We start from the raw sequence: 21075 nt of genomic DNA, 5'->3' as shown, positions 1-21075 counted from the left end.
CGCTCGCGGGGCCGGGGGATGTCCGGTCCGCAGGGTATCGGCAGGCCCGCCCTGCCGGGCGGGGATATCGTCCGAGCGGGCCCCCGGGCCCTCTAGTCTGGAGACATGTCCTCGTCGAGCCGACACATCCTCACCGCGCCCGCCTGGCCGTACGCCAACGGGCCCCGCCATATCGGGCACGTCTCCGGCTTCGCGCTGCCCGCCGACATGTTCAGCCGCTACCAGCGGATGGCGGGCAACCAGGTCCTGATGGTCAGCGGCACCGACGAGCACGGCACGCCCATCCAGGTGCAGGCCGACAAGGAGGGCGTGACGGCCCGGGAGCTGGCCGACCGCTACAACCGGGTGATCGCCGAGGACCTGCTCGGGCTGGGCATGTCCTACGACCTGTTCACCCGCACCACCACGGCGAACCACTACGCGGTCGTCCAGGAGATCTTCAAGGGCCTGTACGACAACGGCTATATCTTCCCCAAGACCACGATGGGCGCGATCTCGCCGTCCACCGGCCGCACCCTGCCCGACCGCTACATCGAGGGCACCTGCCCCATCTGCGGGTACGACGGCGCGCGCGGCGACCAGTGCGACAACTGCGGCAACCAGCTCGACCCGATCGACCTGATCAACCCGGTCAGCCGGATCAACGGGGAGAAGCCCCAGTTCGTCGAGACCGAGCACTTCATGCTCGACCTGCCCGCGTTCACCGAGTCCCTGGGCCGCTACCTGCGCTCCAAGCAGGGAGGGGCGGGGAACGGCGAGGGGCAGTGGCGGCCGAACGTCCTGAAGTTCGCGCTGAACCTGCTGGACGACCTCCAGCCGCGGGCGATCAGCCGCGACCTCGACTGGGGCGTCCCCATCCCGCTGGAGGGCTGGCGCGACAACCCGGCCAAGAAGCTGTACGTGTGGTTCGACGCGGTGGTCGGGTACTTCTCCGCGTCCGTCGAATGGGCCCGCAGGAAGGGCGACCCGGAGGCGTGGCGCGCCTGGTGGCAGGACCCCGACGCCCTGTCCTACTACTTCATGGGCAAGGACAACATCGTCTTCCACGCCGAGATCTGGCCGGCGATGCTGCTCGGCTACAGCGGCAAGGGCGACAAGGGCGGCACGCCGGGCTCGCTGGGCGAGCTGAACCTCCCGACCGAGGTGGTGTCGTCGGAGTTCCTGACGATGGAGGGCCGCAAGTTCTCCTCGTCCCGGCAGGTGGTCATCTACGTCAAGGACTTCCTGGAGCGCTACGACGTCGACGCGCTGCGCTACTACGTGGCGGTGGCCGGCCCGGAGAACCAGGACACCGACTTCACCTGGGCCGAGTTCGTCCGGCGCAACAACGACGAGCTGGTCGCGGCCTGGGGCAACCTGGTCAACCGGTCGATCAACCTGGCGGCGCGGAACGTCGGGGCGATCCCGGAGGCGGGCGAGCTGACCGATGCCGACCGGGCGCTGCTGGAGCGCAGCCGCGACGCGTTCGGGACGGTGGGCGCCGAGCTGCGGCGGTCCCGGTTCAAGAACGCGATCACCGAGGCGCTGGACGTGGTCCGCGACGCCAACCGGTACCTGTCCGACCAGGCGCCGTGGAAGCTCAAGGACGACCCGGAGCGGGTCAAGTCCATCCTGCACGTGGCGCTGCAGGTGGTGGACGACGCCAAGTCGCTGCTCACCCCGTTCCTGCCGAACTCCTCGCAGAAGGTGTACGAGATGCTGGGCGGCGAGGGCGTCTGGAGCGGCATGCCGCGGCTGGAGGTGGTCTCCCAGGAGGGCGGCCCGGACTACCCGGTGCTGACCGGCGACTACGCCACCGAGGCGGTGTGGGAGTCACGCCCGATCAAGCCGGGTGTGCCGCTGGCCAAGCCGGTGCCGCTGTTCAAGAAGCTGGACCCCTCGGTCGTCGACGAGGAACTGGCCCGCCTCCGCGAGGAGGCGGGGGAGACCGAGACCGGGGACGCCGGCGGCTCGGGGGAGGGCCGGTGACAGGTCGGGCCGGGGAGGCCCCGCGGCCCCTCCCGCCGCTTCCCGAACCGCTCCCGGTGGAGGTGTTCGACAGCCACTGCCACCTGGACGCGGCCGGCACGCCGATCGAGGAGGCGCTGGCGTCCGCCCGCGCCGCCGGGATCGGGCGCATCGTCACGATCGGCTGCGACCTGCCGTCCTCGCGGTTCGCCGTGGACGCCGCCCGCGAGCACGAGCGGGTGTTCGCGGGCGTGGCGATCCACCCCAACGAGACCTCGGGGATCACCGACGCCGTCCTGGCCGACATCGAGGCGATGGCCGCGCACGACAAGGTCGTCGCGATCGGTGAGACCGGGCTCGACTACTACCGCGACCGGGCGTCCAAGGACGACCAGCACCGTTCGTTCCGCGCGCACGTCGCGATCGCCAAGCGCACCGGCAAGGCCCTGGTCATCCACGACCGCGACGCCCATGACGACGTCCTGCGGATCCTCCAGGAGGAGGGCGCCCCGGAGCGGGTGGTGTTCCACTGCTTCTCGGGGGACGCCGCCATGGCCAAGGTGTGCGCCGACCGCGGCTATGTCATGAGCTTCGCCGGCAACGTCACGTTCAAGAACGCCGAGCCGCTGCGGGAGGCGCTGCGGGCGGCGCCGCTCGATCTGATCCTGGTGGAGACGGACGCGCCGTTCCTCACCCCGGTGCCGCACCGGGGCAAGCCGAACGCCTCCTACCTGATCCCGCACACGGTCCGTTTCATGGCCGAGGTGAAGGGCGTCGACGTCGCCGAGCTGTGCACCGCCATCGCCTCCAACGGCGAGCGGGTCTTCGGAGCCTGGTGACCGCGCGGTTGCTCGGACCCGCCGAGGTGCGGGACCTGGCGGCGCGGCTGGGCGTGCGCCCGACCAAGACCCTGGGCCAGAACTTCGTCATCGACGCCAACACCGTCCGCCGCATCGTGCGGGCCGCCGACCTGGCGCCCGGCGACGTGGTCCTCGAGGTCGGCCCCGGGCTGGGCTCGCTGACGCTGGCGCTGCTGCCCGAGGTGCGCAGGGTCGTCGCCGTGGAGATCGACCCCGTCCTGGCCGGGGCGCTGCCCGCGACGGTCGCGGAGCGCGCCCCCGGCCTGGCGGAACGGCTGGAGGTCGTCAACGCCGACGCGCTGCGCGTCGAGTCCGTGCCGGGGCCGGAGCCGACCGCGCTGGTCGCGAACCTCCCTTACAACGTCGCCGTCCCGGTCGTCCTGCACCTGCTGGCCGCGCTGCCGTCGCTGCGGCGCGCGCTGGTGATGGTGCAGGCCGAGGTCGCCGACCGGATGACCGCGAGCTCCGGCAGCAGGATCTACGGGGCGCCGTCGGTCAAGCTCGCCTGGTACGGGCGGGCGCGCCGGGCCGGTCCGGTGAGCCGGGCGGTCTTCTGGCCCGTGCCGAACGTGGACTCGGGCCTGGTGTCCTTCACCCGCGGCGATCCGCCGCCGTGCCGGGTCTCGCGGGAGGAGGTGTTCGCGGTGGTGGACGCGGCGTTCGCGCAGCGCCGCAAGACCCTGCGCGCCGCGCTGGCGGGCTGGGCCGGGTCCGCCGCGGCGGCCGAACGGGCGCTGCGCGCCGCCGGTGTGGATCCCCGGGAACGGGGCGAAGCGCTCGACGTGGCCGCCTTCGCCAGGATCGCCCAGTATGGTCCAGGGGGCGTGCTGGACCGGAGCGAGGCGGAGGACCATGCTGAAGGGGCGGGCGACGGTGCGTTCGCGGACGAGAGCGGACAGACCCGCGGTGGTGGTGGCGGCGCTGGCGCTGGCGCTGGCGACCGGGTGCAGTGACGGGACGAACGCCACCCCGAAGATCACCACCACCGCCCGTGCCGGCGTGGCCCCGGTGCCGCCCAAGGAGGGCGCGTACTTCGGCGCCTGGGTCCCCCGTTCCGCCGACGCGTCGCGCTCCCCGTCCAGCGAGGCCCCGGAGCCCGGGGACGCGCCGCCGGGCGCGCCGTCCGCGCGGCCCCTGCCCGGCCCGATGGGCGACTTCGAGCGGCATCTCGGCCGGCCGCTGGACATCGTCCACCACTACCGGGGCTGGAAGAGCGACTTCCCGACCAGGGAGGACACCCAGGTGCTGGGCGCCGGCTCCCGCTACCTGCTGCTGACCTGGGGCGGCGCCGACACCCGTGAGATCGTCGCGGGACGGCACGACGCCCTGATCCGCAAGCGCGCGAGGGCCGTCAGGAACACCCGCAAGCCGGTCTTCCTGCGCTGGCAGCAGGACATGGACACCGAGGGCGCCCAGGCCAGGACGCACGGCGCGAGGAACTTCGTCGAGGCGTGGAAGCACCTTCGGACGATCTTCGCCCAGGAACGGGTCGACAACGTCGCGTGGGTGTGGTGCCCCACCGCGAGCGGGTTCGGCAGCCGCAACGCGCAGTCCTTCTACCCGGGTGACGACCAGGTCGACTGGATCTGCGCGGACGCGCAGCCCGGCGGCGACCACGACTACCAGGACCTGTCGGAGACCCTGGAGCCGTTCCTCGACTGGGCCGGGGACCGCCCCAAGCCGATCATGGTGGCGGAGTTCGGCGTCCCGGTGTCCTACGGCGTCCGCCGCGCCGAATGGCTGCGCAGGGCCGCGGAGACTTTGCAGAACCCGCAGGTCAAGGCGGTGGTGTACTTCAACTCCGACGAGCGGGCGCGGACCCCGGGCGACCGCCGCCGCCGGTACGCGGTGACCGGCGACAAGCAGGCGGTGTCCGCGCTGCGCGAGCTGGCCACCACGCCGTACTTCAACCCGCGCAACCTGCCGGTCACGAGTGGCTGACCGGGGCGATGCCTTGGGACGGGGCCGGGGTCCTCTACGCTTCCGTGACGTGACCTCTGTGACCGTACGGGTGCCCGCCAAGGTCAATCTTCAGCTCAGCGTCGGGCCGCTCCGCGACGACGGGTATCACGACCTCGTCAACGTCTTCCACGCCGTCTCGCTCACCGACGAGGTGACCGCCGTCCCGTCCGAGCGGCTCCACATCTCGGTGGAGGCCGCGCCGCGTTCCCGGGTGGACGTCGCCGGCGTGCCGACCGGCCGCGGCAACCTCGCGGCGCGGGCGGCGCTGCTGGTGGCGGCGCGGCTGGGGGTGGAGCCGCAGGCCGCGCTGAGGATCCGCAAGGCGATCCCCGTCGCGGGCGGGATGGCGGGCGGCAGCGCCGACGCCGCCGCCGCGCTGGTGGCCTGCGCGCGGCTGTGGGACGACCGGGAGGACCCGCTGCTCGGCCGTGCCGAGCTGCTGGAGCTGGCCGCCGAGCTCGGAAGCGACGTGCCGTTCGCGCTGGTCGGCGGGACGGCGGTGGGCCTGGGACGGGGGGAGCGGCTGACCCCGGCGCTCACCCGCGGCACCTTCCACTGGGTGTTCGCCCTCGCCGAGGGCGGCCTGTCCACGCCCGCCGTGTACGACGAGTGCGACCGGCTCCGCGCCGCGCGAGGGGAGCGGCCGCGGTCGCCGAAGGTGTCGGAGGAGCTGATGACCGCGCTGGCGACCGGGGACGCCAAGGGCCTCGGCGGCGCGCTGACCAACGACCTGCAACCCGCGGCGCTGCTGCTGAAGCCCGCGCTGCGCCGCACCCTGGCCGCCGGGCGGGACCTCGGCGCGCTCGGCGCGCTGGTGTCGGGGTCCGGCCCGACCTGCGCGTTCCTCGCCGAGTCCGACGAGCACGCGGCGGACCTGGAGGCCGGCCTGGACGCCGCGGGCGTGGCGGCCGCGCTGGTCCGCGCGCACGGGCCCGTCTCCGGGGCGACGATCATCTGATCATCTCGGCCGAACCATGGCGTCCCCGCGGGCGTCCCATACCGAAACCCCCTTGCGGAAGGGAGGCCAGATGGGTTCCATCGCTCTTCTGGCGGTACTGGTGATCGTGGTCGCCATCGTGGGCGTGCTGGTGGCGCTGGTCGTCGTCGCCGTGAACGCGGGCGGATCGGGCGCCTCGTACGGGGCCGGATACGGCGCGGGGACCTACTACGACGAGCCGGGTGCCGCGCCCGCCACCCCCGACCCGGGCTCCTCCGAAGGGTCCTGGCACGGCGGCTGGAGCGGAAGCGACAGCGGTGGAGGCGACAGCGGTGGAGGCGGCGGCTTCTGACCGCGCGCCGCGCGTCCGGTACCGCCCCGGCGGGGCATTAGCCTGGACAGCGCCGTGAATCTGATCAACGTTGAGAACGTCACCAAGAGCTACGGGCCCGAGCCGCTGCTGGACGCGGTCTCCCTCGGCATCGACGAGGGCGACCGCGTGGGCGTCGTCGGGCGCAACGGCGGAGGCAAGACCACCCTGGTGGAGATCCTCGCCAAGGCCGCCGAGCCCGACGAGGGCCGCGTCACCCACGCGCGCGGGCTGCGGGCCGGGTACCTGACCCAGCGGGACGCCTTCCCGCCGGGCGCCACCGTGCGCGGCGTCGTCCTCGGCGACCGTCCCGAGCACGAGTGGGCGGGCGACACCCGCGCCCGCGACATCCTGTCCGGGCTGATCGGCGACCTCGACCTGGACGCCACGCTGGACGGCATGTCCGGCGGCGAGCTGCGCCGGATCGCGCTGGCCCGGCTGCTGGTCCCCGACCTCGACCTGATCATCCTGGACGAGCCCACCAACCACCTCGACCTGGAGGCCATCGACTGGCTGGCCCGCCACCTGCGCGGCCGCCGCGTGGCGCTGCTGGTGGTCACCCACGACCGGTGGTTCCTGGACGAGGTCACCGACCGCACCTGGGAGGTCGTGGACGGCCGGGTCGAACGCTACGAGGGCGGCTACTCGGCGTACGTCCTGGCCAAGGCCGAACGGGCACGGATCGCCGCCGCCACGGAGGCCAAGCGGCGGAACCTGCTCCGCAAGGAGCTGGCCTGGCTGCGCCGCGGCCCGCGGGCCCGCACGTCCAAGCCCAAGTTCCGGGTGGACGCCGCGCAGGCGCTGATCGCCGACGAGCCGCCGCCGCGCGACGCGGTGGAGCTGACCCGGTTCGCCACGGCCCGGCTCGGCAAGACCGTCCTGGAGGCGGAGGACGTGACCGTCCGGGTCGGTGCTCCGTCCCGGACCCTGTTCGAGCACCTCACCTGGCGGCTCGGCCCCGGTGACCGGATCGGGGTGGTCGGGGTCAACGGCAGCGGCAAGAGCACGCTGCTGCGGTTGCTGGACGGCTCGGTCGCCCCCGGCTCGGGACGGCTCGTGCGCGGGCGCACCGTCCAGCTCGCGCACCTGTCGCAGAACCTGGAGGAGCTGGACCCGTCCCGGCGGGTGCTGGAGTCGGTCGAGGAGATCAGGCGCCGCATCACGGTCGGCAAGCGGGAGTGGACGGCAGGCCAGCTCCTGGAACGCCTGGGGTTCCGGGGCGACCGGCAGTGGACCCCGGTCGGCGACCTGTCCGGCGGCGAACGCCGCCGCCTCCAGTTGCTGCGGCTGCTGATGGGCGAGCCGAACGTGCTGCTGCTGGACGAGCCCACCAACGACCTCGACATCGAGACCCTCACCGAGGTCGAGGACCTGCTGGACGGCTGGCCCGGCACGCTGGTCGTCGTCAGCCACGACCGGTACTTCCTGGAGCGGGTCACCGACCGGGTCGTGGCGCTGCTCGGCGACGGCCGGGTCTCGCCGCTGCCCGGCGGAGTGGATGAGTACCTGCGGCGCCGCGCGGAGGGCACCGTCCCGGCCCGTGCCACCGCGTCCGGGACGACCGCGACGGCCGTCACCGCGCCCAAGCCCGCGGACGGCGGGGCGAAGGGCGGCGCGGCGAAGGGCGGCGGTCAGGAGTGGCGGGCGCGCAAGGAGCTGGACCGGCTGGAACGCCGCCTCGACCGGCTCGCCCAGCAGGAGGCCGAGCTGCACGAGCAGCTCGCCGCCGCCGCCACCGACTACGAGCGTCTCCAGGAACTCGACGGCAGGCTGAAAGCGATCCAGGCCGAGGCCGCCCGGGTCGAGGAGGAGTGGCTGATGCTCGCCGAGGACGTCTCCTGAACGCCGCGCCCGTGACCTACGGGCGCTCGGGCGTGTCGAACGGGATCAGCAGCTTGCGCAGCAGCCCGGACAGCGTCTCCCGCTCGGCCGCGGTCAGCCCGTCCAGGATCAGGTGCTCGCGGGCCAGCAGGTCGGCGAACGCGGCGTCCACCCGGGTCATCCCCGCCTCGGTGAGCCGGACCAGCACACCGCGCTTGTCCGCCGGGTCGGGATGGCGCTCCACCAGCCCGGCCGCCGCCAGCCGGTCGATCCGGTTGGTCATGGTGCCCGAGGTGACCAGCGTCGCGCGCAGCAGCGCGCCGGGGCTGAGCTGGTAGGGGGCCCCGGCGCGGCGCAGCGCCGTGAGCACGTCGAACTCCCAGCCCTCCAGCTCGTGCGCGACGAACACCGCACGCCTCGCGCGGTCGAGGTGGCGCGCCAGGCGCGACACCCGGCTGAGGACCTGCAAGGGCCGGACGTCCAGATCCGGGCGCTCGGTGTTCCACGCCTCGACCAGCCGGTCCACCTCGTCCTGCATGGCGGACAGCCTAGCCCGTCTCGATCTCCAGACGACTTTTCTTGACATCAAGATTACCGCCTTGGCATGCTGTCTCTCGATGTCGAGACAAGCAGCCGCTCCCAGGTGGGACCCCGTCCAATACGGGGCGTTCGGCGACCACCGGGCGCGGCCGTTCGACGAACTGCTCGCCCGCGTCGACCTCACCGCACCCGCCCGCATCGCCGACCTCGGCTGCGGATCGGGCGAACTGACCGCCCGGCTGGCCCGCCGCTGGCCCGACGCCTCCATCGAAGCCCTCGACGCCTCACCCGAGATGATCGAGGCCGCCCGCGCCCACGCCATCCCCGGACGGCTCGCCTTCACCGTCGGCGACCTCACCCGCTGGCGCCCCCGAACGCCGGTCGACCTCATCATCTCCAACGCCGCCCTGCACTGGATCCCCGGCCACACCGACCTGCTCCCACGCTGGACCGGCGACCTCGCACCCGGCGGACGGCTCGCCTTCCAGGTCCCCGGCAACCACGACGCCCCCAGCCACGCACTCCTGCGCGAACTGTGCCAGGCACCGCGCTGGCGCGACCGGCTCGGCGCACTGGCCCCCCAGCGGCCCGTCCTCGACCCCCAGGGATACCTCGACCTGCTCACCCGCCACGGCTGCGCGGTCGACGCCTGGGAGACCACCTACATCCAGGTGCTCCAAGGGGACGACCCCGTCCTCGAATGGGTCAAAGGGACGACCCTGCGCCCCATCCTCACCGCCCTCGGCACCGGCGAGGCACAAGACTTCCTGGACGCCTACGGCGCCCTGCTGCGCGACGCATACCCGCCCGGCCCGTACGGCACCGCCTTCCCCTTCCGGCGCGTGTTCGTCATCGCGGGCCGGGCCGGCCCATGAACCCGCCGCCCACCGTGCGCGACCAGTGGCTCGTTCCCCTGCGGTGCGCGGGAACGCGCGGCGGGCGGCGCCCCGCCACGCCCCGAACAGGGCCACGGCGGCGGGCCATCACCATCAGGACTCCCGGCCTCGAAATCCGACGGCCGGGCCAGCCGGTAACACGGTGACCCCTGCCGGTGGCCGCCGGGACGAACTCCAGGCGGCCACCGGCTCACCCAGGGCCTACGACTCCCCGCGCTCCGGGGCTCCCAGCGGAGCCGCCTCGTCCTGCGCCGGCGCGACACCGTCCTCGGCACCGTCCTTGGACGCGGGCTCCACGGCAGGCGGCGCCTCGGCGCCCTCGGACTTACGGCTCTTGCGCCGTTCCTTCTCGGCCTTGGCCGCCGCCTTCTCCTCGGCCTTCTGCGCCTTCTCGGCGGCCTTCTCGGCCCGCTTCTCCTGCCGTTCCTGCTCCTTGCGGCGGCGCTTGGGATCGAGGGACGGACGCGCCTCCAGCCCCGACAACCCGTTCCAGGCCAGATTCACCAGATGCGCCGCGACCTCCTCCCGCTTCGGCCGCCGCGCGTCCAGCCACCACTGGCCCGTCAGCGCCACCATGCCGACCAGCATCTGCGCGTACATGGGCGCGTACTTGTCGTCGTAATCACGGCGATCCAGCTCCTGCGCCATCACATACTCGACCTCACCCGCGATCTCGCTCAGCAGACTGGCGAAACTCCCCGTCCCCGTCCCCCCGTGCGAATCGCGCACCAGGATCCGGAAACCGTCGGTGTTGGTCTCGATGTACTCCAGCAGCGCCAGCGCCGCCTTCTCCAGCTTGCCGCGGTAGTGGACCGCCGAGTTCAGCGCGTCGATCACCAGGGCGAGCAACCGCTCGAACTCCCGGTCCACCACCACCGCGTACAGCCCCTCCTTGCCGCCGAAGTGCTCGTACACGACGGGCTTGGACACCCCGGCCTTGGCGGCGATCTCTTCCACCGAGGTGCCGTCCAGCCCGCGCTCGGCGAACAACGTCCGGCCGATATCGAGAAGTTGTTCGCGGCGTTCCTTACCGGTCATCCGCTTTCTGCGGGATCTGGGGGCGGGTTCTGTCACAGACTCGATTGTGACGCTCACGCGGCGCGCTTCGTGCGCTTGGCCGCCAAACGCTCCGCATTCGGCCACCGCACATTGTGCGCCCAGCCCGCCTTCTCGAACATCCAGATGATCCGGGCGCTGATGTCCACCTGCCCGGGCAGCACCCCGTGCCGAGCGCACGTCGGGTCGGAATGGTGCAGGTTGTGCCACGACTCACCGAGCGACGGGATCGCCAGCCACCACACGTTGCGCGACTTGTCGCGGACCTCGAAGTCCTCGACGCCGAAGGTGTGGCAGATCGAGTTGATCGACCAGGTGACGTGGTGCACCAGCGTGACCCGTACCAGGCCCGCCCAGAAGAACGCGGTCAGCGCGCCCGCCCACGACATCGTGATCAGGCCACCCAGCACACCGGGCAGCAGCAGGCTGACCGCCACCATGGCGGGGAACGCCTTGTGGATCCGGACGATGTCCTTGTCGTTGAGCAAATCCTTGGTGAACCGCTCCTTGGACGTGCGGTTGCCGTTGAACAGCCACCCGTAGTGCGCCCAGGCCAGGCCCTTGGTCAGCGCCTTCCAGTCGTTGCCGAAGCGCCACGGCGAGTGCGGGTCAGCCTCCTTGTCGGAGTGCTTGTGGTGCCGCCGGTGGTCGGCCACCCACGTGATCACCGGGCCCTCGATGGCCAGGCTGCCCGCGAGCGCCATCGCGATCTTCAGCGGCCGCCTGGCCTTGAACGAGCCGTGCGTGAAGTAGCGGTGGTAGCCGACGGTGATGCCGGCCGCGGAGACCAGGTAGAAGATCGCCATCAGGATGACGTCGGTCCACCCCAGGAAGTTTCCCCAGGCCAGCGGCACGGCGGCGAAAAGCGCCAGGAACGGAACTCCGGTGAAGACCCCGACGAGGACCCGCTCGAGCCTCCCCTGCGGTTCCGGCTCGACTTCGGGACGGCCTTGTGGGCGGGGTGGATCGAGAGCGGGGGCAGTAGCCATGAGTCACCACTTCCTGCTTCTTGGCTGCCTTACCTACGCTAACGTAACCTACGGTCCCGTAGGTTGGACAGGGCCCAAGCGTAAAATCGTCGGGATCCGTCCCGGCCGCCACCGGTCGGCCCCAGAAACACCTGGTCAGAGCGTTCACGGGACGCGACCGAGTGATGCCTCTCACCTCCCCGGCAACGTCCGGCACGCCCCAAAGGTTCGCGCGCGCACCGCCCTCCCGTGCCGGCACCGGACTCCCTCGCGCGCTCGCCTTCCACCCCATCCGCTTGTCGCACCACCTGCGCGCCTCCCCGTTCCGGGAAAACGGGCAGGTGGCTTGGAACGGTGCGTGCTCGCTAAGAAGCAACCTAAACCACCCTCACCTGAACAAAAGCCATCAAGTTCCGATCAATGGTGACTGGGAGTGGTTCCATCGCTACGGATTGTCGGTGCGCCGCCGTACCTTGCGCGCATGACCAAAAAACTCCCCGAAGAACTCCGGGAACTGGCGATCTCCCTCCGCAGGGAAGGCAAGACCTACCGCGAGATCGCCGGCTCCCTCGGAGTCTCCATCAGCACCTGCTCCCTCTGGCTCCACGACGTCCCCGCCCCCGAGCGCCCCGGCTACCACCAAGAGCGCGTCGCCGCGATGTGGGAGTCGCGCTGGGCGCCCTACCACACAGCCCGAGAGCAGGCGCGTCTCCAGAGGAAGCTCACTGCGGCGGGCCAGATCCGAGCCCTTACCGATCGCGAACTGATCATCGCCGGGGCCCTGATCTATTGGTGCGAGGGTGCCAAGGACAAGGTCTACCGGCGCTCCGAGAAGGTCAACTTCATCAACAGCGATCCTGCGGTCATCACCCTATTCATGCGGTTCCTTCGGGCCGTAGGGGTGTCCGAGGAGCGGCTCCGGGTCCGGGTTCACATCCACGAGACGGCCGATGTCGAGGCGGCTAAGCGCTACTGGGCGGGCATCGCAGACGTGCCTGTGGACAAGTTCCAGAAGACCATCCTTAAGCGCCACAACCCCAAGACGGTGCGTAAGAATCTCACGGAGGACTACAGGGGGTGTCTGCAGGTTCTCGTCCTGCAGAGCGCCGAGCTGTACCAGCGCATCGAAGGATGGGCATACGCGTGCATGCTAGGGGAGGAAGGAGCCGAGGCTTTCTTCCGTGAACGCTCTGAGCGCATGCTCGGACGCCTGGCGCGGCCGCGGCCGCCGTCGCCCCCGGCCAAATAGGTCGGGGACGGGAGACGGTCGTCGCTATCATGGTGGCCGTCTCCCGTTCTTGTCGGGCACATGTCCGACTTGAGATGTTTGATCCGCCGTGGCGTAATTGGCAACGCATCGGGTTTTGGTCCCGAAGTTCCAGGTTCGAGTCCTGGCGGCGGAGCTCCTTGTTCGGATCCCGGCGGGCGGAGGCCCGCCCCCGGGCCGGAGCGGGCCGCGCCCCCGTCCTGAGGGTGGGCGCCGGGGTGACATGAGGCGGCCTGACGGTATCCTTCGGATGTCGGGCGTGTTGCCAACCTGTTCGAGCAGGTGGATCTCGATGGGCTGAGCCCCGTGATCGGCGTCCGAGGCCAAAAGGATCCCGTCCCCGCGATGCCGAGGAGCTTTCACGTGCCCGCTCGCCGCCCGGCCGCCGTCATCGTCCTCGCCGCCGGTGAGGGCACCCGGATGAAGTCCCGCACCTCCAAGGTGCTGCACGAGCTGTGCGGGCGGAGCATGCTCGGGCACGTGCTGGCCGCGGCCGGCGCGCTGGAGCCGGAGCGGCTGGTGGTGGTGGTCGGGCATCGCCGTGAGCAGGTGATCGCACATCTGGAGGAGATGGAGCTGACGCCGCGTCCCGAGCCGGTGGTGCAGGAGCGCCAGGGCGGTACGGGGCATGCCGTGCGGATGGCGTTGGAGCAGGCGTGGGGCGAGGAGAAGGGCGAGCTGTGCGGCACGGTGGTGGTCACCAATGGGGATCATCCGCTGTTGCGTGGTGAGACGCTGGCCGAGCTGGTCCGGGTGCATGAGGACGAGGGCAACGCGGTGACGGTGCTCACCACGGAGATGCCGGACGCGACGGGTTACGGCCGGGTCCTTCGTGAGGAGGACGGCGCGGTCGCGGCGATCGTGGAGCACAAGGACGCGACGGAGGCGCAGCGCGCGGTCCGTGAGATCAATGTGGGGATGTACGCGTTCGACGGGGCGTTGCTGGCGGACGCGCTGAAGCAGGTGACCACCGATAACGCCAAGGGCGAGGAGTACTTGACCGATGTGGTCGGGATTCTGCGGGGGCATGGGCATCGGGCGGGCGCGTTCCTGACGCCGGACTGGGTGGAGACGCAGGGTGTCAATGACCGGGTGCAGTTGGCGCAGGCGCGGCGGCAGTTGAACGATCGTCTTCTGGAAGGTCACATGCGTGCCGGGGTGACGATCGTGGATCCGGCTACGACGTGGGTGGATGTGCAGGTGACGGCTGAGCCGGACGTGGTGGTGCATCCCGGTACGCAGTTGCGTGGCCGTACGCACTTGGGTGAGGGTGCGGAGGTCGGCCCTGGTTGCACGTTGACGAACACTCGTGTGGGGGCGGGTGCGACGGTGGTCAACGCGGTGTGCGTGGACGCGGAGGTGGGTCCGGAGGCGTCGGTGGGCCCGTACGCGTACTTGCGGCCGGGTACCCGGCTGGCGCGCAAGTCCAAGATCGGCACGTATGTGGAGACGAAGAACGCCGATGTGGGCGAGGGCAGCAAGGTCCCGCATCTGACGTATGTGGGGGACGCGGAGATCGGCGCGGGGTCGAACATCGGGGCGGCCTGCGTGTTCGTCAATTACGACGGGGTGTCCAAGCATCGCAGTGTGGTGGGCGACCATGTGAAGGTCGGCAGCGACAACATGATCGTGGCGCCGGTGACGATCGGGGACGGCGCGTACACGGCGGCCGGCTCGGTGATCGTTCAGGATGTGCCGCCCGGGGCGATGGCGGTGGCGCGGGGGCGGCAGCGGAACATCGAGGGCTGGGTGGAGCGGAAGCGGGCGGGGACGCCCGCGGCCGAGGCCGCGCGGCGGGCGGCCGAGCGGGCCGCCGCGGTGGGTGACCGCCGGGCCGCGGACGGGCTTGAGGACGAGTCCGGGGACGGGGACGGCGACCGATGATGACTTCCCGGGGCGCGCTGAGGGCGGCCGTGGGAGTGGGGACGTGCCACGAGGGTGGGATCCCCGCGAGAAGCACCGTTCCATTGAGGGGGAGTTGTCCAAGGTGAGTGGGATCAAGGCGAGCGGCCAGAAGAAGCTGATGCTCTTCACCGGCCGCGCCCACCCGGACCTGGCCAGGGAGGTCGCCGACAACCTCCAGCTCGAGCTGACGCCGACGTCGGCGTACGACTTCGCCAACGGCGAGACGTTCGTGCGCTTCCTGGAGTCGGTGCGCGGGTCGGACGCGTTCGTGATCCAGAGCCACACGGCTCCCATCAATCAGTGGATCATGGAGCATCTGATCATGGTGGACGCGTTGAAGCGGGCGTCCGCCAAGCGGATCACCGTGGTGGCGCCGTTCTTCGGGTACGCGCGGCAGGACAAGAAGCACCGTGGTCGTGAGCCGATCTCGGCGCGGTTGATGGCGGATCTGTTCAAGACGGCGGGCGCCGACCGGCTGATCACGGTGGATCTGCACACGGCGCAGATCATGGGGTTCTTCGACGGTCCGGTGGATCATCTGTTCGCGTTGGATCTGCTGGCGGCGCATTTCGAGTCGCGGCTGGATCTGGCGCGGGTGACGGTGGTGGCGCCGGACGCGGGCCGGGTGCGGGTGACGGAGCGCTGGTCGGATCGGCTCGGGGGTGTCCCGATGGCGATCATCCACAAGAAGCGTGATCCGGACGTGGCCAACGAGGTGAAGGTCTTCGACGTGGTCGGGGAGGTGGAGGGCCGGACGTGCGTGGTGGTCGACGACATGATCGACACCGGTGGCACGATCGTGAAGGCGGCGGACGCGTTGTTCGACCATGGCGCCGCGCGGGTGGTGGTGGCGGCGACGCACGGCGTTCTGTCGGGCCCGGCGGTGGACCGTTTGAAGAACTCGCGGGTGTCCGAGGTGGTGTTGACGAACACGCTGCCGATCCCGGAGGAGAAGAGGTTCGACAAGCTCACCGTGGTGTCGATCGCGCCGCTGGTGGCGCGGGCGATCAACGAGGTGTTCAGCGACGGCTCGGTGACCAGCCTGTTCGGCGGGCACAGCTGATCGGCGCGGTGCGCGGCGGGCCGGGGGCGGCTCGGCCCTTGGCCCGCTGGCTTCGTGGGCGGGGACGATCGGCTAGACTTGCGGGGTCCGCGTAGGGCCCGGGTCGTCTCAGTGTGGCTCCGCCAGAGGACTCGCGCTCCCCGGGTTACGCAAAGAATCTTCGAGGCGCCTGACGCATCGAGCAACGCCTGATTCGCTTTGTCCGTAGCGGACGTCCAGCGCTGGACGGCCGTGGATCGCAACAACGAGGAGTTTTCGCCGTGTCCGAGGTACGTATCGCCGCCGAGCCGCGCACCGAGTTCGGTAAGGGTGCCGCGCGGCGCACCCGCCGGGCCGGCAAGGTTCCCGCCGTTCTGTACGGTCATGGCACCGAGCCGCAGCACATCTCGCTGCCCGGCCATGACCTGATGCTGGCGCTGAAGACCCCGAACGTGCTGCTGCGCGTGGAGGGCGTGGGTTCCGGTTCGGAGCTGGCGCTGCCGAAGGACGTGCAGCGCGACCCGATCAAGGGTTTCCTTGAGCATGTCGACCTGTTGCTGGTCAAGCGGGGTGAGAAGGTCAGCGTGTCCATCCCGATCCAGGTGACCGGTGAGGTGGTGGCCGGTGGCCGGCTGGTGCAGCCGGAGGTGGAGATCGCCGTCGAGGCGGAGGCCACGCAGATTCCGGAGGCGGTGACCCTCGACATCGAGGGCCTGGAGATCGACTCTCAGGTGCTGGCCAAGGATCTGACGCTGCCGGCGGGGACGACGCTGGTCGCGGACGAGGATCTGCTGATCGCGCAGATCGTCGACGCGTCCATGTCGACCGAGCCGGCCGCCGAGGAGGCCGAGGCGGAGGCGGAGGCCGCTCCCGAGGCGGAGGCCGAGCCCACCGAGTGACCGTGGTCGCCTGGTGCGATCGGTGTGGTGTCGTGGCGGCTCCGTCGGCGTTCGCGCCGGCGGGGCCGTCGGTGTTGTGAGCCGGAGGGAAGGGTGAGGCGGGTGCGCGGTGACGCCGGCCTGTTTCCCCTTGCCGATGGGGCGTCGGGCGTTGCGGTCGGGTCCGGAGGCGGGTCCGGGCTTGCGGGAGGCTGATCGCGGAGTGGGCCGTGAAGGCGGCGAGCGCGGTTCGCGGCCGCGCTCGGGGCCGTGGGTGGTCGTGGGGTTGGGCAATCCGGGGCCGTCGTACGCGGGGAATCGGCATAACGCCGGGTTCATGGTGCTGGACGTGCTGGCGGAGCGTGCCGGGGGGCGGTTCAAGTCGCATCGGTCGCGGTGCGATGTGCTGGAGGGGCGTCTGTCGGGTGTGCGGGTCGTGCTGGCGAAGCCGCGGAGTTTCATGAACGAGTCGGGTGGCCCGGTGAAGGCGCTGCGGGACTTCTACAAGGTGCCGGTGGAGCGTCTCGTGGTCGTCCATGACGAGCTGGACATCCCGTACGGCGCGGTGCGGTTGAAGCGCGGTGGTGGTGACGGCGGGCACAACGGGTTGCGGTCGGTCACCCGGGCGCTGGGGGACCGGGAGTACCTGCGGGTGCGGTTCGGTGTGGGCCGCCCGCCGGGGCGGATGGACGCGGCCGCGTTCGTCCTCAGGGATTTCTCGTCGGCCGAGCGCAAGGAGCTCGACCTGAACGTGGAGCGGGCGGCGGACGCGGTCGAGGCGCTGCTGACCGGGGGGCTGGAGGCGGCCCAGAACGTCTTCCACGCCTCCTGAACGTTCGATCCTTCCGGTCCTGATCACTTTCCGGGTTCCCGTTGGTGCGGGCCGTGGTCGTCCGCGTGGGTGTGCCCGGCCTTGTCATGCATCGGATTGTTCAGTCTTCAGGTGGTTCGTGACTCGCCTTTATAAAATGCTGCGCAATATGCGCGCGGGACGTGTGAACCTCACCTGTCGTTCAGCCGTCTTCGAGACGGATCGTGCGTGACGGGGCGCATGCGGCAGGGGTGGTGATAGTCGGTGGCCGTCGTTGACGAGATCGGCAGGGCGCAGGCCCGGACCGGGCCTGGACCGGCTCGGCGTCCTTCGGGGCCCACCTGGACGTCCCGGTATCGCCGGTACGCGGTTTCCCTGGATCTGGCCAGCATGCTGTCCGCCGGCGTGATCGCGTTCGTGCTGCGGTTCCCGGGGATCCCGAAGGAGCCGAACGTCCCCTACGTCGCGCTGACCGTTCTGCTGCCGCTGCTGTTCCTGTCGGTCCTGGTGCTGTGCCGGGCGTACGAGCCGCGTTTCGTCGGTGTCGGGTGGGAGGAGTTCCACCGGGTGCTGCGGGCGGGGTTCGTGCTGACCGCGACCGTGGCGATCGCGGCGTACGCGACCAAGACAGAGGTGGCGCGCGGGTACGTGGTGATGGCGTTGCCGCTGGGCACCTTCCTGGCCCTGGTGGCGCGGTACCGGCTGCGCAAGTGGCTGCACAAGCGGCGCTGGAAGGGCGACTTCATGCGCCGCGTGGTGGCGGTCGGGCACCGCACGTCGGTGGCCGACCTGATCAAGCTGCTGCGGGAGAAGCGGTACCACGGGATGGACATCGTGGGGGTGTGCCTGCCGCCCGCCATGGCCTCCGGTGAGGACGCGGTCGACGAGGTCGAGGGCGTGCCGGTGCTGGGCGACTTCTCGCAGGCGGCGGGCGTGGTGCAGCGCAGCGGCGCCGACTCGGTGGCGGTGCTGGCGTGCCCGGAGATGGACGGGGTGGCGCTGCGCAGGCTGGCGTGGCAGATCGAGCGGGACGACGTCGAGCTGGTGGTGGCGCCCGCGCTGATGGACGTGACCGGCCCGCGCATCTCGATCCGGCCGGTGGCGGGGCTGCCGCTGCTGCATGTGGAGCATCCGGAGCTGGAGGGCGCCCGCAAGCTGCTCAAGGGCCTGTTCGACCGGGCGTGCGCGCTGGCCGGGCTGGTGCTGCTGAGCCCGCTGCTGCTGGTGGTGGCCGTCCTGATCAAGGTGACCAGCGAGGGCCCGGTGATGTTCCGGCAGGTCAGGGTGGGCCGGGACGGCCGCGAGTTCACCGTGCTGAAGTTCCGCACCATGGTGCGGGACGCCGAGCTGCGCAAGGACGAGCTGATCGCCTACAACGAGCATGACGGCGGCGTGCTGTTCAAGATCAAGTCCGATCCGCGGATCACCGCGGTGGGCCGCCGGCTGCGCCGCTACTCGCTGGACGAGCTGCCCCAGCTGTTCAACGTGCTGCGCGGGGAGATGTCCCTGGTCGGGCCGCGCCCGCCGCTGCCGGACGAGGTCGCCCGGTACGGCGGGGACGTGTACCGGCGGCTGGCGGTCAAGCCGGGCATGACGGGGCTGTGGCAGGTGAACGGCCGGTCGGACCTGTCCTGGGAGGAATCGGTCCGGCTCGATCTCCGTTATGTGGACAACTGGACGCTGGCGCTGGATCTCCAGATCCTCTGGAAGACCTGGTCGGCGGTGTTCCGCGGCTCGGGGGCGTACTAGCCTCCACGCTCCTACCAGGGGCCCTGGTGTCCCGGCGGGTGTCCGGTGTGCAGGACAATGTGTACCGGGCATCTGGTGACGCATGAGCCGGGGACGTGAGGGCCGATGACGGAGCGACCGGCGGCGGGGACCGCCGTCACCGCGGACGACCATGAGCTGGCCGGGGAACTGGCCGGTCAGGCGGGGCGGCTGCTGCTGGCGGTCCGCGACGAGGTCGGTTTCGCCGACGCGCGTGCCCTGAAGGACACCGGTGACCTGCGGGCGCACGAGTACCTGATGGGGGAGCTGGCCGGGCGCCGTCCCGGTGACGCCGTGCTGTCGGAGGAGGGCCGGGCGTCGGTGGCGGGCAAGAGCGTCACCGCGGTCGCGATGGAGGGCCCGCCCACGGCCAACACCGACGAGGCGCTGAGGCTCGCCGCGTCCCGGGTGTGGATCGTGGACCCGCTGGACGGGACCCGCGAGTTCGCCGAGGAGGGCCGCGGCGACTGGGCCGTCCATGTCGCCCTGTGGGACGGGGCGCGCGGCGCGCTCGGCGCGGGTGCCGTGGCGCTCCCGGCGCAGGGGGTGACGCTCAGGACCACCCCTCAGGGCGCCGTGAGCGCCTCCCTCAAGGACGGCTCCGAGGAGCCCCTGCGGATGGCGCCTCCGGCGCCCGGGGCGCTGCGGATCGCGGTGAGCCGCTCCCGTCCGCCCGAGTTCGTGGGCCGCCTGGCCGAACGGCTGGCGGACGGCGGTGTCGCGGTCGAGCCGGTGCCCATCGGCTCGGCCGGGGCGAAGATCGCCGCCGTGCTGCTGGGCGAGGTGGACGCCTACGTCCACGCGGGCGGCCAGTACGAATGGGATTCGGCCGCTCCGGTCGCGGTGGCGCTGGCCGCGGGCGCCCACGCGTCCCGGATCGACGGCTCGGCCCTGACCTACAACCGTGAGGACCCGCGGCTCCCGGATATCCTGGTGTGCCATCCCGGGTCGGCATCGACGCTGCTGACCGTCATCCGGGAGGTCACGGGAGGCCCGCCGGGCTGACGGGGCGGCGTCCGGGTACATCTCATCCGGATCGTCCGCCGAACCGACCAGGTGCACTGCCAGACGAGCGTGGAGAGACACCAGACCATGCAGCGTTGCGATTACCTGCTGTCCCAGCTAGACGTCCTCGAGGCCGAATCGGTCCACATCATCAGGGAGGTCGCCGCCGAGTTCGAGCGGCCGGTCCTGCTGTTCTCCGGCGGCAAGGACAGCATCGTGATGCTGCACCTGGCCCGCAAGGCGTTCGCGCCCGCGCCGATCCCGTTCCCGGTGATGCACGTCGACACCGGCCACAACTTCCCCGAGGTGATCGAGTTCCGGGACGGGACGGTCGCCCGGATGGGCGTGCGGCTGGTGGTGGCGTCCGTGCAGGAGTCCATCGACCGGGGCCGGGTGGTGGAGGAGACCGGGCGGCGGGCGTCCCGCAACCGGTTGCAGACCACCACGCTGCTCGACGCGATCGAGGAGCACCGGTTCGACGCGGCCTTCGGCGGCGCCCGCAGGGACGAGGAGAAGGCCCGCGCGAAGGAGCGGGTGGTCTCGTTCCGGGACGAGTTCGGCCAATGGGACCCCAAGAACCAGCGTCCCGAGTTGTGGAACCTTTACAACACCAGGATCCGGCAGGGCGAGCACGTGCGGGTGTTCCCGCTGTCCAACTGGACGGAACTGGACATCTGGGACTACATCCGGCGGGAGGGGCTGGAGCTGCCGCCGATCTACTTCGCCCACACCCGGCTGGTGTTCGAGCGGGACGGGATGCTGCTGGACGCCGAGACCACGTTCGCCAACCGCGGCGACGACGAGCCGGCGTTCGAGGCGACCGTCCGCTACCGCACCGTCGGCGACGCGTCCTGCACGGGCGCGGTGAAGTCCAGCGCCGCCACGCTGGAACAGGTGATCGAGGAGATCGCCGCCACGCGCGTCACCGAGCGCGGCCAGACGCGGGCCGACGACCGGTCGAGCGAGGCGGCCATGGAGGACCGCAAGAAGGAGGGGTACTTCTGATGCCCGCGCAGGAGACCGCGCAGACCGCTGGACCGGCC

At 71.1% G+C, this 21075-nt stretch carries 19 protein-coding genes and 1 tRNA gene; 17 read left to right on the top strand and 3 right to left on the bottom strand.

The window, feature by feature from the left end; all coding sequences use genetic code 11:
- Positions 1-105 precede the first annotated feature (105 nt).
- The 7 genes from metG to ACGWYJ_RS05280 all read left to right on the top strand — a co-directional run bounded on the left by metG (position 106) and on the right by ACGWYJ_RS05280 (position 7918).
- Positions 106-1968 carry a methionine--tRNA ligase gene (gene metG, locus ACGWYJ_RS05310; RefSeq protein WP_395104430.1) on the top strand — a complete coding sequence of 621 codons (1863 nt, stop codon included), beginning with the start codon at positions 106-108 and terminating at the stop codon, positions 1966-1968.
- Positions 1965-2786, top strand: a complete 822-nt coding sequence (locus ACGWYJ_RS05305) for a TatD family hydrolase (protein WP_395104429.1) — start codon at positions 1965-1967, stop codon at positions 2784-2786. Before metG ends, ACGWYJ_RS05305 begins: the two co-directional genes overlap by 4 nt.
- Positions 2783-3760 carry a 16S rRNA (adenine(1518)-N(6)/adenine(1519)-N(6))-dimethyltransferase RsmA gene (gene rsmA, locus ACGWYJ_RS05300; RefSeq protein ID WP_395104428.1) on the top strand — a complete coding sequence of 326 codons (978 nt, stop codon included), beginning with the start codon at positions 2783-2785 and terminating at the stop codon, positions 3758-3760. The genes ACGWYJ_RS05305 and rsmA overlap by 4 nt, the downstream gene beginning before the upstream one ends.
- Positions 3717-4748 carry a glycoside hydrolase family 26 protein gene (locus ACGWYJ_RS05295; RefSeq protein WP_395104427.1) on the top strand — a complete coding sequence of 344 codons (1032 nt, stop codon included), beginning with the start codon at positions 3717-3719 and terminating at the stop codon, positions 4746-4748. The genes rsmA and ACGWYJ_RS05295 overlap by 44 nt, the downstream gene beginning before the upstream one ends.
- Before the next feature lie 58 nt (positions 4749-4806).
- Positions 4807-5727, top strand: a complete 921-nt coding sequence (locus tag ACGWYJ_RS05290; RefSeq protein WP_395104466.1) for a 4-(cytidine 5'-diphospho)-2-C-methyl-D-erythritol kinase — start codon at positions 4807-4809, stop codon at positions 5725-5727.
- Between the two features lie 70 nt (positions 5728-5797).
- Positions 5798-6058: a hypothetical protein gene (locus ACGWYJ_RS05285; protein ID WP_395104426.1), complete on the top strand. Its 261-nt coding sequence runs from the start codon at positions 5798-5800 to the stop codon at positions 6056-6058.
- A 54-nt stretch (positions 6059-6112) separates the two neighbouring features.
- Positions 6113-7918 (top strand): ABC-F family ATP-binding cassette domain-containing protein, encoded by a 1806-nt coding sequence (locus ACGWYJ_RS05280; protein WP_395104425.1) that lies wholly within the window; start codon positions 6113-6115, stop codon positions 7916-7918.
- A gap of 16 nt (positions 7919-7934) precedes the next feature.
- Here the strand turns inward: ACGWYJ_RS05280 and ACGWYJ_RS05275 are convergent, their stop codons facing one another.
- Entirely contained in the window at positions 7935-8435 is a 501-nt protein-coding gene (locus ACGWYJ_RS05275; RefSeq protein WP_395104424.1) for a MarR family winged helix-turn-helix transcriptional regulator, read from the bottom strand.
- A gap of 79 nt (positions 8436-8514) precedes the next feature.
- Here ACGWYJ_RS05275 and ACGWYJ_RS05270 point away from each other — a divergent pair, with 79 nt between their 5' ends.
- Positions 8515-9312, top strand: coding sequence for a trans-aconitate 2-methyltransferase (locus ACGWYJ_RS05270; RefSeq protein WP_395104423.1), 798 nt, complete (start codon positions 8515-8517; stop codon positions 9310-9312).
- A 222-nt stretch (positions 9313-9534) separates the two neighbouring features.
- Here the strand turns inward: ACGWYJ_RS05270 and ACGWYJ_RS05265 are convergent, their stop codons facing one another.
- Entirely contained in the window at positions 9535-10371 is an 837-nt protein-coding gene (locus ACGWYJ_RS05265; RefSeq protein ID WP_395104422.1) for a TetR/AcrR family transcriptional regulator, read from the bottom strand.
- A gap of 53 nt (positions 10372-10424) precedes the next feature.
- A complete protein-coding gene (locus ACGWYJ_RS05260) occupies positions 10425-11378 on the bottom strand; it encodes an acyl-CoA desaturase (RefSeq protein ID WP_395104421.1) in 954 nt (317 codons plus the stop codon).
- A gap of 460 nt (positions 11379-11838) precedes the next feature.
- Here ACGWYJ_RS05260 and ACGWYJ_RS05255 point away from each other — a divergent pair, with 460 nt between their 5' ends.
- The 9 genes from ACGWYJ_RS05255 to cysD all read left to right on the top strand — a co-directional run bounded on the left by ACGWYJ_RS05255 (position 11839) and on the right by cysD (position 21037).
- Positions 11839-12606 (top strand): hypothetical protein, encoded by a 768-nt coding sequence (locus ACGWYJ_RS05255; RefSeq protein WP_395104420.1) that lies wholly within the window; start codon positions 11839-11841, stop codon positions 12604-12606.
- Between the two features lie 82 nt (positions 12607-12688).
- Positions 12689-12760: transfer RNA gene (locus tag ACGWYJ_RS05250), tRNA-Gln, on the top strand.
- Positions 12761-12987: 227 nt separating this feature from the next.
- Positions 12988-14508, top strand: a complete 1521-nt coding sequence (glmU, locus tag ACGWYJ_RS05245; protein WP_395104419.1) for a bifunctional UDP-N-acetylglucosamine diphosphorylase/glucosamine-1-phosphate N-acetyltransferase GlmU — start codon at positions 12988-12990, stop codon at positions 14506-14508.
- A gap of 103 nt (positions 14509-14611) precedes the next feature.
- The gene (locus tag ACGWYJ_RS05240; RefSeq protein WP_395104418.1) at positions 14612-15592 is read left to right on the top strand and encodes a ribose-phosphate diphosphokinase; all 981 of its coding nucleotides are present in this window, start codon (positions 14612-14614) and stop codon (positions 15590-15592) included.
- Between the two features lie 260 nt (positions 15593-15852).
- Positions 15853-16470, top strand: a complete 618-nt coding sequence (locus tag ACGWYJ_RS05235) for a 50S ribosomal protein L25/general stress protein Ctc (RefSeq protein WP_395104417.1) — start codon at positions 15853-15855, stop codon at positions 16468-16470.
- 136 nt (positions 16471-16606) lie between these two features.
- On the top strand, positions 16607-17281 hold the full coding sequence (gene pth / locus ACGWYJ_RS05230) for an aminoacyl-tRNA hydrolase (RefSeq protein ID WP_395104416.1): 675 nt from the start codon (positions 16607-16609) through the stop codon (positions 17279-17281).
- 243 nt (positions 17282-17524) lie between these two features.
- Positions 17525-19009 carry a sugar transferase gene (locus ACGWYJ_RS05225; protein WP_395104415.1) on the top strand — a complete coding sequence of 495 codons (1485 nt, stop codon included), beginning with the start codon at positions 17525-17527 and terminating at the stop codon, positions 19007-19009.
- 105 nt (positions 19010-19114) lie between these two features.
- A complete protein-coding gene (locus ACGWYJ_RS05220; RefSeq protein ID WP_395104414.1) occupies positions 19115-20032 on the top strand; it encodes an inositol monophosphatase family protein in 918 nt (305 codons plus the stop codon).
- An 87-nt stretch (positions 20033-20119) separates the two neighbouring features.
- The gene (cysD, locus tag ACGWYJ_RS05215) at positions 20120-21037 is read left to right on the top strand and encodes a sulfate adenylyltransferase subunit CysD (RefSeq protein WP_395104413.1); all 918 of its coding nucleotides are present in this window, start codon (positions 20120-20122) and stop codon (positions 21035-21037) included.
- Positions 21038-21075 lie beyond the last annotated feature (38 nt).

Origin of the sequence: Actinomadura sp. SCN-SB, from assembly GCF_043906805.1 — a bacterium.
Classification (GTDB): Bacteria; Actinomycetota; Actinomycetes; order Streptosporangiales; family Streptosporangiaceae; genus Spirillospora.
The sequence above is the reverse complement of the archived record's forward strand: the minus strand, read 5'-3'. Positions and strand labels throughout refer to the sequence as shown.

What these genes read in the sequence shown, in the direction of transcription:
- ACGWYJ_RS05260 (WP_395104421.1), bottom strand. Translation starts at nt 11,378, where the DNA reads ATGGCTACTGCCCCCGCTCTCGATCCACCCCGCCCACAAGGCCGTCCC.
- ACGWYJ_RS05255 (WP_395104420.1), top strand. Translation starts at nt 11,839, where the DNA reads ATGACCAAAAAACTCCCCGAAGAACTCCGGGAACTGGCGATCTCCCTC.
- ACGWYJ_RS05285 (WP_395104426.1), top strand. Translation starts at nt 5,798, where the DNA reads ATGGGTTCCATCGCTCTTCTGGCGGTACTGGTGATCGTGGTCGCCATC.
- cysD (WP_395104413.1), top strand. Translation starts at nt 20,120, where the DNA reads ATGCAGCGTTGCGATTACCTGCTGTCCCAGCTAGACGTCCTCGAGGCC.
- ACGWYJ_RS05275 (WP_395104424.1), bottom strand. Translation starts at nt 8,435, where the DNA reads ATGCAGGACGAGGTGGACCGGCTGGTCGAGGCGTGGAACACCGAGCGC.
- ACGWYJ_RS05220 (WP_395104414.1), top strand. Translation starts at nt 19,115, where the DNA reads ATGACGGAGCGACCGGCGGCGGGGACCGCCGTCACCGCGGACGACCAT.
- metG (WP_395104430.1), top strand. Translation starts at nt 106, where the DNA reads ATGTCCTCGTCGAGCCGACACATCCTCACCGCGCCCGCCTGGCCGTAC.
- pth (WP_395104416.1), top strand. Translation starts at nt 16,607, where the DNA reads ATGGGGCGTCGGGCGTTGCGGTCGGGTCCGGAGGCGGGTCCGGGCTTG.
- ACGWYJ_RS05265 (WP_395104422.1), bottom strand. Translation starts at nt 10,371, where the DNA reads ATGACCGGTAAGGAACGCCGCGAACAACTTCTCGATATCGGCCGGACG.
- ACGWYJ_RS05270 (WP_395104423.1), top strand. Translation starts at nt 8,515, where the DNA reads ATGTCGAGACAAGCAGCCGCTCCCAGGTGGGACCCCGTCCAATACGGG.